The sequence below is a fragment of the Kitasatospora sp. NPDC002522 genome (assembly GCF_053595195.1).
Window position 1 is genome coordinate 68,183 of record NZ_JBSFXE010000017.1, and the last position, 14,365, is coordinate 82,547.

The 14,365-nt window shown below is 73.3% G+C and carries 12 protein-coding genes; all 12 read right to left on the reverse strand.

Annotation, left to right across the window (positions count from 1 at the left end):
• Positions 1-29 precede the first annotated feature (29 nt).
• A complete protein-coding gene (locus ACWD4U_RS16830; protein WP_363456787.1) occupies positions 30-2,063 on the reverse strand; it encodes a GNAT family N-acetyltransferase in 2,034 nt (677 codons plus the stop codon).
• A 54-nt stretch (positions 2,064-2,117) separates the two neighbouring features.
• Complete coding sequence (fabZ, locus tag ACWD4U_RS16835) at positions 2,118-2,654, reverse strand: 3-hydroxyacyl-ACP dehydratase FabZ (RefSeq protein WP_363456785.1); 537 nt, start codon at positions 2,652-2,654, stop codon at positions 2,118-2,120.
• A gap of 2 nt (positions 2,655-2,656) precedes the next feature.
• Positions 2,657-2,947: an acyl carrier protein gene (locus ACWD4U_RS16840; protein WP_363456782.1), complete on the reverse strand. Its 291-nt coding sequence runs from the start codon at positions 2,945-2,947 to the stop codon at positions 2,657-2,659.
• Positions 2,948-3,005: 58 nt separating this feature from the next.
• Positions 3,006-3,758 (reverse strand): 3-oxoacyl-ACP reductase FabG, encoded by a 753-nt coding sequence (gene fabG, locus ACWD4U_RS16845; protein WP_363456779.1) that lies wholly within the window; start codon positions 3,756-3,758, stop codon positions 3,006-3,008.
• Positions 3,755-4,783 (reverse strand): 2,3-diaminopropionate biosynthesis protein SbnB, encoded by a 1,029-nt coding sequence (gene sbnB / locus ACWD4U_RS16850; RefSeq protein WP_363456776.1) that lies wholly within the window; start codon positions 4,781-4,783, stop codon positions 3,755-3,757. The genes fabG and sbnB overlap by 4 nt, the downstream gene beginning before the upstream one ends.
• Positions 4,780-5,850 (reverse strand): 2,3-diaminopropionate biosynthesis protein SbnA, encoded by a 1,071-nt coding sequence (sbnA, locus tag ACWD4U_RS16855; protein WP_363456773.1) that lies wholly within the window; start codon positions 5,848-5,850, stop codon positions 4,780-4,782. The genes sbnB and sbnA overlap by 4 nt, the downstream gene beginning before the upstream one ends.
• On the reverse strand, positions 5,847-8,216 hold the full coding sequence (locus tag ACWD4U_RS16860) for a lantibiotic dehydratase (protein WP_363456770.1): 2,370 nt from the start codon (positions 8,214-8,216) through the stop codon (positions 5,847-5,849). Before ACWD4U_RS16860 ends, sbnA begins: the two co-directional genes overlap by 4 nt.
• Positions 8,213-9,418, reverse strand: a complete 1,206-nt coding sequence (locus tag ACWD4U_RS16865; RefSeq protein WP_363456768.1) for an aminotransferase-like domain-containing protein — start codon at positions 9,416-9,418, stop codon at positions 8,213-8,215. The genes ACWD4U_RS16860 and ACWD4U_RS16865 overlap by 4 nt, the downstream gene beginning before the upstream one ends.
• A gap of 13 nt (positions 9,419-9,431) precedes the next feature.
• On the reverse strand, positions 9,432-9,686 hold the full coding sequence (locus ACWD4U_RS16870; RefSeq protein WP_363456765.1) for an acyl carrier protein: 255 nt from the start codon (positions 9,684-9,686) through the stop codon (positions 9,432-9,434).
• Positions 9,667-12,279 carry an AMP-binding protein gene (locus ACWD4U_RS16875; RefSeq protein ID WP_363456763.1) on the reverse strand — a complete coding sequence of 871 codons (2,613 nt, stop codon included), beginning with the start codon at positions 12,277-12,279 and terminating at the stop codon, positions 9,667-9,669. Before ACWD4U_RS16875 ends, ACWD4U_RS16870 begins: the two co-directional genes overlap by 20 nt.
• A gap of 93 nt (positions 12,280-12,372) precedes the next feature.
• Positions 12,373-13,170, reverse strand: coding sequence for an ABC transporter permease (locus ACWD4U_RS16880; protein ID WP_363456761.1), 798 nt, complete (start codon positions 13,168-13,170; stop codon positions 12,373-12,375).
• Positions 13,170-14,126, reverse strand: coding sequence for an ABC transporter ATP-binding protein (locus ACWD4U_RS16885; RefSeq protein WP_363456758.1), 957 nt, complete (start codon positions 14,124-14,126; stop codon positions 13,170-13,172). The genes ACWD4U_RS16880 and ACWD4U_RS16885 overlap by 1 nt, the downstream gene beginning before the upstream one ends.
• Positions 14,127-14,365: the final 239 nt, after the last annotated feature.

Here is a 14,365-nt window from a genome sequence, read left to right on the forward strand (position 1 = left end):
GGGTTGGTGGTGCGTCAGGTGGCGGTGCGTCAGATCGCCGGTTCGGCGAGCACGGTCAGCTGCCAGGCGGCCTCGGTGGCGGCCGGGGCGACGCAGCCGACCAGCAGGCCGGAGGCGGTGGTGCGCAGGACGATCTCGTGGTCGCCGCCGCCCTGGACGGGGGCGAGGTGCAGCCACTGGCCGCCGGTGAGCCGGACCGCCGCGGCGGCGGCCCACACCTGCCGGAAGCCGGTGGTCTCCACCTCCCAGCGGGTGCCCGCGGATTCGAGCACCACGGCGGTGGCGGCGGGGGTGTTCGGGGTGAGCCAGAGGACGATCTCCTCGTCCGCGCCGGGGGCGTGGACGTCGACCCGGACCGGCTGGGCGGTCTGCTCGGGGGCGGTGACCTCCCAGCTGATCCGGTCCTGCGGGGCGGCGAGGCCGAGCGGGTGCTTCTGCTCCCAGTCGCCCTCGGTGGGGACGCCCCAGCCGAGGCCGGTGGCGAGGCTGTGCCGGTGGTGCTCGCGGGTCACCCACATCCCGGCGCTCCAGCGCGGGTTGCAGCCGAAGGCGCGGGTGCGGGGGTGGGGGCTGCGGAGCACCTTGGCGCCGTCCTCGGTCCAGCCGGTGACTCCGCCGGCGGCGGCCTGCAGGGTGAGCTGCCGCCGCCCGTCGACGGTGCGCGGCGCGGCGGGGACGCGCGTCGCGGGGTGGCGGTCGGCGCCGGTGGTGAACTCGGTGCGCAGCCGGGCGGTGCCGTCGGCGTCGGGTTCCAGGTGGCGTTCGACCAGGGTGGAGTGGATCAGCCGGACCGGGTGGGTGGCGGGGAGGCTGATCCGGGTGGCGCCGTCGGTCCAGGCGAGTTCGCTGCCGGACGGGGCGGTCTGGGCGGCGGCGACCACCTCGGAGGTGTCGCGGACGCCGATGCCGGTGCCCAGCAGGTGCTGCCGGACGGTGCCGCCGGACGGCTCGGCCAGGGTGAAGGCGCCCTGGCGCAGTCCGACGGTCTGGAAGATCCGGCCGGGCCGGGTGGTGAAGGTGAAGTCCTGGCTGAGCACCCCCTGGTGGAGGGTGATGGTGCCGGTGACCTCGTTGCCGCCGGTGCGCTCGCTGACCCGGACGCCGTGCTCGACCGGGTGGATCTCCAGGTCGCGGGCCTGTCCTTCGCGCCAGCCGGCCGAGCGGTCGGCTTCGGCGCTGGGCCAGGTGGAGACCAGGACCGGGCCGAGGTGTCCCTCGGCGTGCACGGTGAGGGTGCCCTCGCCGGCGTCGAGTTCGGCGGTCAGTCCCGCGCCGCCGAACCGGTGCGGCTCGCCCTGGTGGGCGGCGCGCACCCGGTACGGCGGTTCGGCGACGGCCAGCGCGCGGGTCGCGCCGGCCGGGGTGGTGAGCGCGGCGTCCAGCATCAGGCCGCGGTCCACGTCGATGGTGGCGGAGAGTTCGAACTCGCCCAGCGCCAGAGCGTAGGCGACGGTCCGGATGCCGTCCACCACCCGTACGTCGGACCGGAGTTCGTCGTCCCGGCCGCCCGCGACGCCGCCGAAGCTGCTGAGCTGGCTCAGCGCGGCGATCGCCTCGGGGCCGAGGTCGTCGAAGACGCTGCGCAGGATCAGCGGGATGTAGTTGTGCAGCTCGACGTTGCCGTCCTCGCCGGGGACGGTCTCGCCGACGGAGACGCAGCCGACCCGCCGGTAGAGCTTGAAGGCGACGGTGTTGGCCGGGTTGACGGTGAGGCGGAGCACCAGGCAGCCGCACCGCATCATCCATTCGACCGCCTCGGTGAACAGCCGCCCGGTGATCACGCCGTTGCGGTAGGCCGGGGCGACGAAGAACATGTCGGCGATCAGCTCGCCGGCCCGGGCGGACCGGCGTCCGGTGCTGTGGAACAGCCCGAAGGTGCCCACCACCCGGCCGTCGTCGACGGCCACCAGGAACGTCGCGGTGTCGCGCTCGGCGAGTTCGCGTTCCAGTTCCTCGCCGCTGATCCCGCCGGCCACCGGGTTGGGGTTGTCGCGGTGACGGTTGTAGAGCTCGGCGATGTCATGCGCGTCGCCCTCCTGGTACGGGCGGATCGTGACGGACATTCCACACCTCCTTGTCGTGTCGAATCCGTTGGGTGGGTGGGCCCTGACGGGCGGTCAGCCCTTGCGTCCGGTGGTGACGATCAGCGAGCCGGCGGCGGCCAGCTCGGTGCCGACGGTGGCCCGGACCGAGACCGAGCGCAGGCCGCCCAGCTTCTGGCCCAACTTGGCCTCCAGGGTGAGCTGGTCGCCGGGGACGACCAGCCGGGAGAACTTCATCGAGCTGATCGAGCCGAGGTAGCCGACGCTGGCCGACGGGTCGGCGGGTGCGTCTCCGGCGGCGGGCGCCGGGGCCTCCAGCAGCTCGGCGACGTAGACCACGGCGACCAGCTGGGCCATCGCCTCGATGATCATCACGCCGGGCATGATCGAGTGGTCGGGGTAGTGGCCGGCGAAGAACGGCTCGTTCACGGACACGCTCTTGACGCCGCGTCCGGAGACCCCGGGGACCACGTCGTAGGCGCGGTCGATCATCAGCATCGGCCAGCGGTGCGGCAGCATCCGCTTGATGTCGTCGGAGGAGTAGGCGAAGGTCTTCGGCTTCTCCTTGACGGCGCCAGCCCGGGCGGGCGCCGTCTCGGGGGCGATGGTCATGGTCAGACCTCGCGGGCTTCGATGAAGTCGACCAGGGCGTTGATCGAGCCGAAGGCCTCGAAGTCGTCGTCGCTGATCAGCACGTCGTACTCGTTGTTGATCATGACGACGATCTCCAGGGTGTCCAGCGAGTCCATCTCCAGGCCGCGGCCGAACAGCGGCTGGTTGTCGGAGACGATCTCGGCCTCGGCGTCCAGGCCCAGGCGGTCGATGATCATCGACTTGATCTTGAGGTTCTTCTCCAGGCGCTGCTCGGCCTGGGCGCGGACGTCCTCGAAGGTGGCGGTGGACATGGTGGCGGGTGCCTTTCTGATGGGGTGATGGAACGTCAGTTCGATTACGGAGCGGCGATCAGCTGTAGAGCATCCCGCCGTCGACGGTGAGCACCTTGGCGGTGATGTACGAGGCGGCCGGGCTGGCCAGGAAGACCGCCGCCTGGGCGACCTCCTCCGGGGTGCCCATCCGGCCCAGCGGGATGGCCGCGGCGGCCTCCTTGAGCTGCGCCGGCGGCACCTTCTTCACCATGTCGGTGTCGATGAAGCCGGGGGCCACCACGTTGACCCGGATGCCCTTGGCGGCGCCCTCGTAGGCGAGGGTCTTCGCCATCGCGATCACCCCGCCCTTGGAGGCGGCGTAGTTGGCCTGGCCGACCCGGCCGGCGATGCCGCTGGTGGAGGCGATGAAGACGATCGACCCGCCGGTGGCGTACATCTGCTTGGTGGCCTCACGGGCCGTCAGGAAGGCGCCGGTGAGGTTGGTGGAGATGACCTCCTGCCACTTGGCGGCGCTCATCGCCGCGAAGTGGCCGTCCGCGGTGATCCCGGAGTTGAGGACCGCGACGTCCACGCCGCCCCAGGCGGTGCGGATCTCCTTGTACATCGCGGCGACCTGCGCCTCGTCGGAGACGTCGGCCCGGACCAGCAGCGCTCGCCGGCCGATGCCCTCGATCTTCTCCGCGATCTGCTCGGCCTTCCCGGCGCTGCTGCGGAAGTTGAGGGCCACGTCGCAGCCCTGCTCGGCCAGCGCCAGCGCGATCGCCGCGCCGATGCCGCGGGAGGCGCCGGTGACCACGGCCCGGGTGCCCTCGGTGAACAACTGGCTCATGCCGCACTCCCGGCGAGGTTGGAGGTGACCTTGTGGCTGCCCGGGTCGAAGCCCTCGACCTCGGTGCCCAGGCCCTGGGCGTCGGCCGCGTTCAGCACCGCCTCGGCGACGGCGAGGTCCAGCACGCCGAGGCCGAAGGGCGAGAACACCACCGTGCGGTGGCTGCCGAGCTCGACGGCGCCGTCCAGCAGTGCGCCGATCTCGGCGTGCACGAAGCGGCGGTGGCCGGCCTGCTGCTCGGCCCGGTGCAGCGAGGTCTGCTCGCGCACCGCGTGGTGCGCGTCGTCGACCACGTTGTAGGCGTTCAGCACCGAGGAGACCGACAGGTCGCGCAGCGACAGGTGCAGCACCACCTGGCCGATCGGACGGTTCGGGTGGGCCGCCAGGTCCAGCCAGTAGCTGGAGTCGGTGGTGGCGATCGAGACGGTGTCGGCGCCCAGCGCCTGGCCGAGTCCCGCCGCCCGGAACTCGATGTCCGGGTACTCCGCGGCCAGTTCCCCGGCGAACACCTCGGCCCGCTCCGGGAAGGCGTCCTGCAGCAGCACGGTGCGCAGCTCCGGGTGCACCTGGGAGAGGAAGTGGACCACCCGGTGGTTGATGGTGCCGCAGCCGACCAGGCCGACCGTGCGGACCTCGCGGCCCCGGTTCAGCAGTCCGGAGGCGAGCGCCGCGCTGGCGGCGGTGCGCACCGCGGAGATCTGGCTGCCCTCCATCAGGGCGAGCGGGTAGCCGGACTCCAGGTCGTTCAGGATGCACAGCGAACTGGCGCGCTGCATCCCGCGCTTGACGTTCTCCGGGAAGGACGAGATCCACTTCAGGCCCATCACCGGGGCCGGGCCGCCGAGGTAGGCGGGCAGCGCGATGATCCGGGAGTCGGAGCGGTGCAGCGGGCGCAGGAAGGTGGAGAACGGGAGGTCGGACTTGCCCTGGCTGTGCAGCACGTAGGCGTTGCTGACCAGGTCGATGACGGTGGAGTCGAGGCCCGCCAGGGCGGTGCGGACCTCTTCCCGGCCGAGGATCCTCATGGCTCACTTCTTTCGTGGTCGGACTGCGGCGGTGCGGTCTCCGGCAGGTACTGCCGGAGGTAGTCCTCCACCCACCGGTCGTCGTAGATCGTGTCGAGGTAGCGGTCGCCGCCGTCCGGCAGCACCGCGACGCAGGTGGCGCCCGGCTCGATCCAGGAGGCGGACTGCTGGAGCGCGGCGATCACCGCGCCGGAGGAGCCGCCGGCCAGGATCGACTCCTCGGCCAGCAGCCGGCGGCAGCCGCGGATGCACTCCGAGTCGGTCACCTTGACCACCCGGTCGGCCAGGTCGGGCTTGAGCAGCGCGGGGACGACCGCGGCGCCGTGGCCGGGGATGGTGCGCTTGTGGGAGGACTCCCAGGGCTCCGGCGGGCCGAAGATCACGCTGCCGACGGCGTCCACCGCGATCACCCGGGTGGCCAGCGCCTGGTCGCGGATGTACTCGGCGCAGCCGCGCAGGGTGCCGGTGGTGCCGGCCGCCAGGAACAGGTAGTCCGGGGCCTGCGGGAGGGCCTCCACGATCTCCCGCATGGTGGTGTGGTGGGCGCGCGCGTTGTCCTCGTTGGCGTACTGGTTCGGCCACCAGGCGTCCGGCACGGTCTCCAGCAGGTGGCGCACCCGGGCGATCCGGGCCGGCAGGTACTCGCCGGTCGCCGGGTCGCGGTGCTCGACCACCTCGACCCGCGCCCCGTACGCCCGCATGATCGCGAGGTTCTGCGGGGTGGTGCGGGGGTCGACCACGATGACCAGGCCGAGCCGGTAGAAGTTGCACAGCTGGGCGAGGGCGATGCCCAGGTTGCCGGAGGAGGACTCCACCACGGTGGACACCCCGGGGATCAACCGACCGGTGGCGATGGCCTGTTCGACCATCGACTTGGCGGCGCGGTCCTTGATGGAACCGCCCGGGTTGAACCGCTCGCACTTGGCGTACACCTGGAAGCGGGCGGGCGGGAACAGTCGGTCGAGGGCCACCAGCGGCGTTCCGCCGATCGTGGCGACGATGTCGGGGTCCGACGGCCGGCGCGGGCTGACCCGCGCCACCGGGCCGTCGGGGACGAGCACGGTCATTCCGGCACCTTCCTGCTGATCTGGAGCCGCAGCTCACTGACGTAGCGCTCGCCGTCGGCGTCCGGCAGCCAGGACTCCTCGGGTGCCGGCAGCGGCTCGCTGAGGGTCACCTTGGTGTCGGGGTCCGACTGCACCGCCCGGCGGACGAGGTTGACGAAGGAGAGCACCACCGTCGGGCTGGTGAAGTCGACCAGGGACGGCTTGGTCTCCTCGGGGAACTTGACGAAGGCCCGGTCGGGCAGCGCGTTGGCGCTCACCCAGCGGCGCACCGCCAGGTAGTCGCGGTGCCGGTCGGCCTTGGGCGACAGGCCCAGCTCGTGGAGGGGCAGCCGCCAGGTCTCCCGGAACAGCACCAGGTCGTCGAGGGTGACCCGGGGGGCGTGCGGGCGGTCCAGGCCGATCTTGAAGGCGTCACAGGCGATGATCGAGATCAGCACCGCGAGCAGTTCGCTGATCGTCCAGGTCCGCCCGTCGGAGGTGGTCGCGGTGACGGTTCCGTCGACCTCGGCGAGGGTGACGGCGACGGCCGGCTCGATCCGCTCGCGCCGGTCGAACGGGGCGCGGGTGAAGCCGAGCAGCCGGTCGCCCTCGCCGATCGGGGCGGGCACCATGCGGCCGCTGTTGCGGCGCCAGCCGACCGGCAGCAGCGGCACCAGCCGCCGGGCGCCGATCGCCCGGTTGACCTTGTCGCGCACCGAGCCGTCGTCCGCGGTCCAGTCCAGGAACGGCAGGTCCAGGGTGGCCAGGCAGGCGTGCATCTCGCCCAGCACCACCTGGTAGTCGCCGGCGTTGACGGCCTCCACGGAGCTCGCCACCACCTGCAGGTCGGGGCTGTGCACCGCCAGGTGCGGCGAGCGCACCGGGCCGGTGGCGAACACCTCGCGGACCCGGTCGCGGACCTGGTCGGACGCCAGGTCGACCCGCTGCAGCCCCTCGGGCACCGGGCCGATGACCTGACGCCACTTCAGCGCCAGCTCCCGGGTGGCCTGTTGGACCGGGGTGTTGTGCTCGCCCCAGAACAGCGCCAGGGTCTGCGGCCAGACGTCGGCCAGGGTGACGGTGCGGTGCCGCTCGGCGGCCCGGCGGACCTGGGCGGCGACCTCGGCCTCGACCAGTTCGGCGAGCCGGTTGCCGAACCAGTCGGCGGCGTCGGCGATCAGCGCCAGCGGGGCGGAGACGGCGTCCAGGAGGTCCTGGCCGAGCTCCATCCGGCAGTCCCGCACCGCGTCCTGGTAGAGCAGGGTGCGGCCGGCGTACGCCTTGCCCTCCTCGCGGGAGGCGGACTGCCCGGTGATGCCGACGAAGTAGACGTCCAGCGCGTCGAGCGCGGCGACCAGCTGCTCGGCGTCCTCGGCCCGGCCGATCTCGGCCTTGTGGCGGGCGAGTTCGGTGAGCACCGCGTCGTAGCGGACGAACAGCTGCGGGTCGCCGATCGCCGCGACCCGGCGGCGCAGCACTTCCTCTGCGCGCACGTCGACCGGGATGTTGGCGTCCCAGCCGAGCACCCGCTGCCGCAGCAGCCGGTTCAGCACCTTGTCGGTCTTCTCGCGGGCGGTGGCGGCGTCCCAGCCGTGCTCGGCGACCAGCGCGTCGGCGATCTGCTCGCCGTTGCGGTCGCCGTCGGCGAGCCGCAGCACCTGGGCGTCCTCGGGGCGCAGCCGCATGGTCTTGCGGTTGCCGAGCTGCAGCTGCTCGCCGTCCAGGTGGACGTCGGGGCGCAGCATCGGCGGGAACCACCAGCGGGCGCCGGGCTGTTCGGCCATCCAGTCGGCGACCGCCGCGATCGTCCAGCGCTCGAAGGCGGTGTGGGAGGCGGCGACCAGGCCGGGGCCGGGCTCGACCGCGATGGCGGGCCGGGTGCGGCCGACCGACATCCAGGCGGCGGGGCCGAAGAAGCCGATCGACTCGGCCTTGGCGCAGTACCGCAGCCAGTACATGGCCAGGGTGCGCTCGCGCTGGCGGCGCTTGGCCTCCTTGCCGCCGCCGGCCGCGATCGAGTCGAGCAGGCGGTAGAAGGTGCGGTTCTGCCAGGCGATGGCCAGGCGCAGCTTGGGGTCGGCGGCGAGGGCGGTGAGGCGGGCGCTCTCCTGCTCGACGTCGGCCTGGTAGGCGGCCAGGAACTCCTCGTGGACGCCCTCGCCGGTGGCGAGCCGGTCGGCGGCCTGCGGGGCGCGGGTGCCGCCGATCAGGTCGAGGCCGGAGACCGGGAAGCCGGCGTTGCGCAGCAGGCCGATACCCCAGACCTGCCAGTCGGATCCGCCCAGCGCGCGGGCCGGGCCGAGCTCCGCCCAGTCCACGGCGCGGGCGGCGGGGGTCGCCGCGGTCGTGGCGGCCGTGGCGGTGGCCTCGACGGCGGGGGCGCTCATCCCGCCACCTCCGCCAACTCGCGCTCCGTGGCGGCCGGTTCGGCCAGCGCGGCGGCCAGCCGGGAGATCCCCTCGGCGATCTTCTTGCGCGGCACGTTGCTGAAGCACAGCCGGATGCCGTGGGCGTGCTCGCCGTCGATGCTGAAGTGCCCGCCGGGGACGAACGAGACGCCGTGGGCGGCGGCCGCCCGGGCGTAGCGGGTGGCGTCGACGCCGTCGCGGTGGCGCAGCCAGAGGTAGAAGCCGCCACCGGGGCGCTGCCAGGTCCACGGGCTGTCGGCGCCGAGTTCCCGGTCGAGGGCGTCGGCCATCAGGGTGCAGCGCTCGCGGTAGCTGTCGCGGTAGCGGTCGATCAGCTCGGTCCAGCCGTTGCGGGAGTGGAAGGCCGCGAGGGCGCCCTGGGCGAGCGCGGACGGCGAGAGCGAGATGATCTCGGCGACCCGGGCCAGGTCGTGCTTGACGTGCTCGGGGGCGGCGATCCAGCCGGAGCGCAGGCCCGGGGCGAAGATCTTGGAGAAGGTGCCGAGGTAGACCACCTGCTGCGGGTCGAGGGCCTGGAACAGGGGGGTGGTGGCGCCGTCGAAGCCGAGCAGCCCGTACGGGTTGTCCTCGACCAGCAGCAGGTCGAGCTCGCGGCAGGCGGCGAGGATCTCGGTGCGGCGGTGCACGCCGAGGGTGGCGCCGGTCGGGTTCTGGAAGGTCGGGTTGACGTACAGCAGTCGCACCGTCCGCCCGGCCGCCCGCAACTCCCGTACCGTCGTGCGCAGTTGCTGCGGGTCGAGGCCCTCGGCGTCCTCCGCCGCGGCCTGCAGCTCGAGGCCGGCGGTGCGGAACGCGGCGGTGGCGCCCGGGTAGGCCGGGGTCTGCACCACGATGGTCTCGCCGGGCGCGCCGAGCGCGAGGGCGACGGCGGTGAGGCCCATCTGCGAGCCGCTGGTGGGGATCAGGTTGTCGGCGTCGGCGTGGCCGTCCTCACGCGCCATCAGGTCGGCGACGGCGGGGACGAGGGCCTTGGCGACGTGCGGGGTGGTGTACTGCAGGGCGAGCTTGCCGCCGAGGCGGACGAGCCGGGAGAGCTGGCCGGAGATCGTCTCCAGCGGGAGGACGTCGAGGTCGGGGAGTCCGCCGGAGAGGGATATGACGTCCCCGCCCCGTTCGAACAGCCGGGGCAGTTCGGCCGCCGGTCTGGTGTCGGTCCACATGGCTGTCGGCCTCTCAGATTCCGGCCGGGGCCGGGGCGGCGTCGGCGGCCCAGGACTGCACGTAGCGGAACAGGCCGGCCGGGGAGGCGAGCGCGGGGTCGGCGAGGGCGTCGGGGTCGACCTCGATGCCGAACTCCTCCTCGACGGCCATCACCAGCGCGATGGTGTGCAGCGAGTCGACGCCCAGGTCGACGAGCGGGGTCTCGGGGTCGGTGACCTCGACCGAGCAGATCCGCTCGACGAGCTGGTCAAACTGCGACTGGTTCATGGCTGCTCCTCGGGGAGGTGATGGTCGGCTGGGCGGTCCGGGCGGCGTCCACCAGGCGCTTGGCGGCGGCCCGGTCCGGCTTGCCGTTGGCGGTCAGCGGGACGCTGTCGAGCGGGACGATCTGGTCGGGCATCCGGGCGTGGTCGAGCCGCTCGGCGAGGCGGGCGCGGATCGCGTCCGGGGGGAGCGCGGAGTGCACGGCGAGCACCAGCGGGCCGTCCTCCGGCTCGGGGCGCAGCGCCACCGCGGCGGTGACGCCGGGGATCCGCTCGGCGGCGTCCTCGATCTCGGTGAGCGCGAGGCGGATGCCGCGGCGCTTGATCACGTCGTCGTCGCGGCCGACGAAGTACAGCCGGCCGTCCTCGTCGAGCCAGCCGCGGTCGCCGGTGTGCAGCTCCAGCGAGCCGTCGGGGCGGGCGATGAACCGGTTCTGCGCCTCCAGCGGGATCCGCCAGTAGCCGGCCATCACGGTCGGCCCCCAGACCACGATCTCGCCGGTCTCGCGCGGGCCGAGCTCCGCGCCGTCGGCGCCGACGATGCGCACCGCGTCGCCGGGGATCGGCGGGCCGACCGAGTCGGGGTGCTCGGCGTACTCCGCCGGGTCGAGGATGGAGATCCGCTTGCACTCGGTCATGCCGTACATCGAGGCGAACACCGAGCCGGGGAAGACCTCCAGCAGCTCGGCCATCACCGCCCGGCCGGGGCGGGCCCCGGTGTTGGTGAACAGCCGCACCCGGGTGGGGCGGCGCAGCTTGCCCTGGAGCAGCGTCAGCATCTGGGCCAGCGAGGGCACCAGCGGGACGACGGTGACGCCGGTGCGCTCGATCAGCCGGAGCAGTCCGACGTCCTCGGAGCGGCGGGCCAGCACCAGGGAGCCGCCGACCAGGGTGGCGAGCAGCGCCTGGTAGAGGCCGTAGTCGAAGGAGAGCGGCAGTCGGCAGAGCACCACGTCGGCGGCCTCGTAGCGCAGCCGCTCGTTGATGGCGTGCAGCGCGGCGAGCATCTGGCGGTGCGGGCAGACCACGCCCTTGGGGCGGCCGGTGGTGCCGGAGGTGTAGATCAGCATCGCCACGGCGGTGTCCGGGACGTCGGCCCGGAAGTCGTCCTCGGCGCCGGCCAGCACCTGCTGCCAGGCCTGTTCGGCCTCGACGGTGCGAGCGGCCCGGCGGCCCGCGCCGGGCGGGCAGATCGCCAGCGCGGCCTCGCAGTCGGAGACGATGTGGTCGACCTGGTGGTCCGTCAGGTCCGGGTGGACCGGGACGAAGATCGCACCGATCCGCAGGGTGGCCCAGAACAGCGCGAGGAACGAACGGTCGTTGCCCCCCGCGTACACCACCCGGTCACCCGCGGCGATCCCCTGCCCGCGCAGCCACCCCACCGCCCGGTCCACGGCGGTCCCCAGCTGACGGTAGGTCACCCCGCCCTCGGCATCGGTCACCGCGAGGTGCTCGGCCCGCTCGACGCGCGGGCGGTCGATGAGGTCAGACACGAGCGCCGCGGCAGGCAGGCTTCGCCCGTCGAGGAGCGGCCCGCCGCGCCCGGCTGGGCGTGCCGCCGGAGCGCCCTCGTACTGGGTGTACTCGGGTGCTTCGGCGGGGCGTCCAGGCGGGATGTGTCGGGCCGCGACGGGGCGAAGGCTGCCTGCCGCGGCGCTGGCATTGGCGGGCTCTCCTCGTCTGGCGGGGGCGGCGAGGCGCTCCTGGGCGCGGGTGATGTCGCGGGCGCTGGTGAGGGACAGGACCTCGAGTTCGGGGTGCTGGCGCTTGAGGATGCTCGCCAGGGTCTTGGCGGGCGGGAGGGAGACGGTCAGTTCGGGGGCGAGCGCGGCCAGCGAGGTCAGGCAGAGGTCCCAGCGGACCGGGCTGACCACCTGGTCGACCAGCCGGCGGCGGATCTCCGCGGGGTCCTCGACCAGTGCGCCGTCCGCGTTGGAGAGCAGCAGCTGCCGGGGCCGGGCGAAGCGCACGGTCTCGGCGGCGGCGGCGACCCGCTGCCGGGCGGACTCCATGTACGGGGTGTGGAAGGCCCCGGCGACGGTGAGCGGCTTCACGGTCGCCCCGGGGGGCGGGTCGGACTGCAGCTCGGCCAGGGCGTCGACGGCGCCGGCGGCGACGATCTGGCCGGGGCCGTTGAAGGTGGCGGCGGTGAGGCCGGCCGCGGTGATCCGGGCGAGCACCTCGGCCGGATCACCGCCGACCACGGCGGCCATCGAGGTGGGCGCCTCGGCACAGGCCTCGGCCATCGCCCGGCCGCGGATCGCGGCCAGCCGGACGGCGTCGGCGGGCTCCAGCACCCCGGCGTACACCGCCGCGGTGAGCTCGCCGACCGAGTGGCCGGCGGCGACCGCGCCGCCGTCCTCGACGAGGCCGTCCAGCGCCGCGTGGGCCAGCAGGCCGGCGGCGACCAGCAAGGGCTGGGTGTGCTCGGTCCGGGCGATCTCCGCGGCCGGGGCCTTGGTGCCGAGGTGGACCAGGTCGCAGTCGGCGGCCTCGGACCAGGCGCGCACCCGTTCGGCGACGGCCGGGTCGCGCAACCAGGCGGCCAGCATGCCCGGGGTCTGGGAGCCCTGCCCCGGTGCGATGAATGCGAACATGTGTTCTAACCCCCTTTCGTGTGGGGCCTGCGCACGGCGGGCCTGGCCCGGTGCGGTTCGGTGGCTACGAGGTGCTTGCGGGGCCGGCCGTGGTTACGGGCGGCCGGTGGACTTGCGGAAGCGGCGGATCGCCAGGAAGGAGAAGCCGGCGAACCAGGCCAGCAGGTTGAAGACCGCGCCGGTGACGCTGGAGTGCTCCCCGTGGAAGGAGAAGCCGTCGTTCAGCGGGTAGCGGGCCAGGGTGGCCACGCCGTACATCGGGGTGTAGCGGGAGACCTCGAGCATGGTCCCGGTGAGCGGGATGAACAGGTTGCCGAGGAAGGCCAGCGCGGTCATGGTCAGGCCGGGCATGTGCATCACCACGTCGGGCTTCATCGCCAGGCCCATCCCGATGCCGAGCGCGGCGAAGACCGCGGCCCCGACCCAGGCGACCAGCAGCGAGACCACCCAGACGTTGGTGTCGGCCTGAGCCCCCGTCAGGGCGCCCAGCACCCCGACGATGGCGACCGGCACGCCGGCCATCAGCACCGAGCAGACCACCTTGACCAGCAGGTAGCCGGGCGGGGTGAGCGGGCTCATCGCGATGGTGCGCATCCAGCCGACCGACTTCTCCACCGAGATGGTGGCGGCCGAGCTGACCGCCGCGGTGGCCGCGCCGTACACCGCCTGACCGATCATCATCCAGGCGGCGAAGTTGCCGTGCGGCAGGCTCGCCCCGCCGGACGGGGCGGTGCGGAACAGGGCCAGGTAGAGCACCGCGGGCAGCAGCACCGTGAAGATGGTGGTCTGCCGGTTGAACCGGCGGCGCAGCTCGTAGCGGACGAACGTCGGGTTCACGCCGTTGAAGGCGGAGGTGCGGGTGCGGGCGGCGGGCGCCGTGACGGCGGCCATCAGATCTCCTTCGAAACGGTACGGCGGTGCTCGGTGATGGCCATGAAGGCCTCTTCGAGGCTGCGCGGGGCCACCTCGATGTCCGTCGCGGCGGTCTCGCCGACCAGCACCCGCAGCAGCGCGTCCGAGTCGGTGCAGGTGAAGTACGTGCGCTCACCGCGGACGCTGCTGGAGCGCACCCCGGGCGTCCGGGAGACCACGCCGGCCTCGTACGGGCTGAGCACCGCGGAGACGGTACGGCCGCTGGTCGCGGCGCGGATCGCGGAGGCCGAGCCGTCGGCGACCACCGAACCTCGGTCGATCAGCACCACCCGGTCGGCGAACTGGTCCGCCTCCTCCATGTAGTGGGTGGCGAACATGACGGTCATGCCGCGGGCCGCGTCCTCCCGGACGGCCGCCCAGAAGTCCCGGCGGGCCACCACGTCCATGCCGGCGGTCGGCTCGTCCAGCACCAGGAAGTCGGGGCGGGACAGCAGCGCCAGCGCGAACCGCAGCCGCTGCTGCTCACCGCCGGAGCAGGCCGCCACCCGGCGGCTGCGCAGCTCGGTGATGTTCGCCCGGGCCATGCAGCGCTCCGGGTCGGCGCCCGGGTGCAGCGAGCCCAGCATGTGCATGGTCGCCTCGACCGTCAGGTCGGGCAGCAGCCCGCCGGTCTGCAGCACCGCGGCCACCCGGCCGGCCCGCACCGCCTGCTCGGGCTCCTGCCCGAACAGCCGCACCTCACCCTCGTCGGGCCGGGTCAGCCCGAGCAGCATGTCGATGGTGGTGGTCTTGCCGGCACCGTTCGGGCCGAGGAACGCCACCACCTCGCCCCGCCGGATCCGCAGGTCCAGCCCGTTGACGGCCGTGAACGGCTCGCCCTTGGCGTTGGTGAACCGCTTGACGACACTGGTCAGTTCAGCGGCGAGGGGAGACGCCGTCTCCCTCGACGCCGTACGGCTCTGGTAATCGATCATCTTCCGAGTCCTCACGTTCCGGCGGAGGTCGCCTTCCGGGAACCACTCTCCGACCCCCGGCTATCGGCCCGAACCGACTCGGCTATCCACCCGCTATCCCGCCTGCGGCGGCCCCTCCACCAACCCCAGCCCCGGCACCGACCCGCACACCACCCACCCGGCGCGCCGACCCTCCGCCAACCCCGCCCCCGGCACCAACCCGCACACCACCCCGCCCCGGCACGCTGGCCACACCGACC

What these genes read in the sequence shown, in the direction of transcription:
- ACWD4U_RS16830 (WP_363456787.1), bottom strand. Translation starts at nt 2,063, where the DNA reads ATGTCCGTCACGATCCGCCCGTACCAGGAGGGCGACGCGCATGACATC.
- fabZ (WP_363456785.1), bottom strand. Translation starts at nt 2,654, where the DNA reads ATGACCATCGCCCCCGAGACGGCGCCCGCCCGGGCTGGCGCCGTCAAG.
- ACWD4U_RS16840 (WP_363456782.1), bottom strand. Translation starts at nt 2,947, where the DNA reads ATGTCCACCGCCACCTTCGAGGACGTCCGCGCCCAGGCCGAGCAGCGC.
- fabG (WP_363456779.1), bottom strand. Translation starts at nt 3,758, where the DNA reads ATGAGCCAGTTGTTCACCGAGGGCACCCGGGCCGTGGTCACCGGCGCC.
- sbnB (WP_363456776.1), bottom strand. Translation starts at nt 4,783, where the DNA reads ATGAGGATCCTCGGCCGGGAAGAGGTCCGCACCGCCCTGGCGGGCCTC.
- sbnA (WP_363456773.1), bottom strand. Translation starts at nt 5,850, where the DNA reads ATGACCGTGCTCGTCCCCGACGGCCCGGTGGCGCGGGTCAGCCCGCGC.
- ACWD4U_RS16860 (WP_363456770.1), bottom strand. Translation starts at nt 8,216, where the DNA reads ATGAGCGCCCCCGCCGTCGAGGCCACCGCCACGGCCGCCACGACCGCG.
- ACWD4U_RS16865 (WP_363456768.1), bottom strand. Translation starts at nt 9,418, where the DNA reads ATGTGGACCGACACCAGACCGGCGGCCGAACTGCCCCGGCTGTTCGAA.
- ACWD4U_RS16870 (WP_363456765.1), bottom strand. Translation starts at nt 9,686, where the DNA reads ATGAACCAGTCGCAGTTTGACCAGCTCGTCGAGCGGATCTGCTCGGTC.
- ACWD4U_RS16875 (WP_363456763.1), bottom strand. Translation starts at nt 12,279, where the DNA reads ATGTTCGCATTCATCGCACCGGGGCAGGGCTCCCAGACCCCGGGCATG.
- ACWD4U_RS16880 (WP_363456761.1), bottom strand. Translation starts at nt 13,170, where the DNA reads ATGGCCGCCGTCACGGCGCCCGCCGCCCGCACCCGCACCTCCGCCTTC.
- ACWD4U_RS16885 (WP_363456758.1), bottom strand. Translation starts at nt 14,126, where the DNA reads ATGATCGATTACCAGAGCCGTACGGCGTCGAGGGAGACGGCGTCTCCC.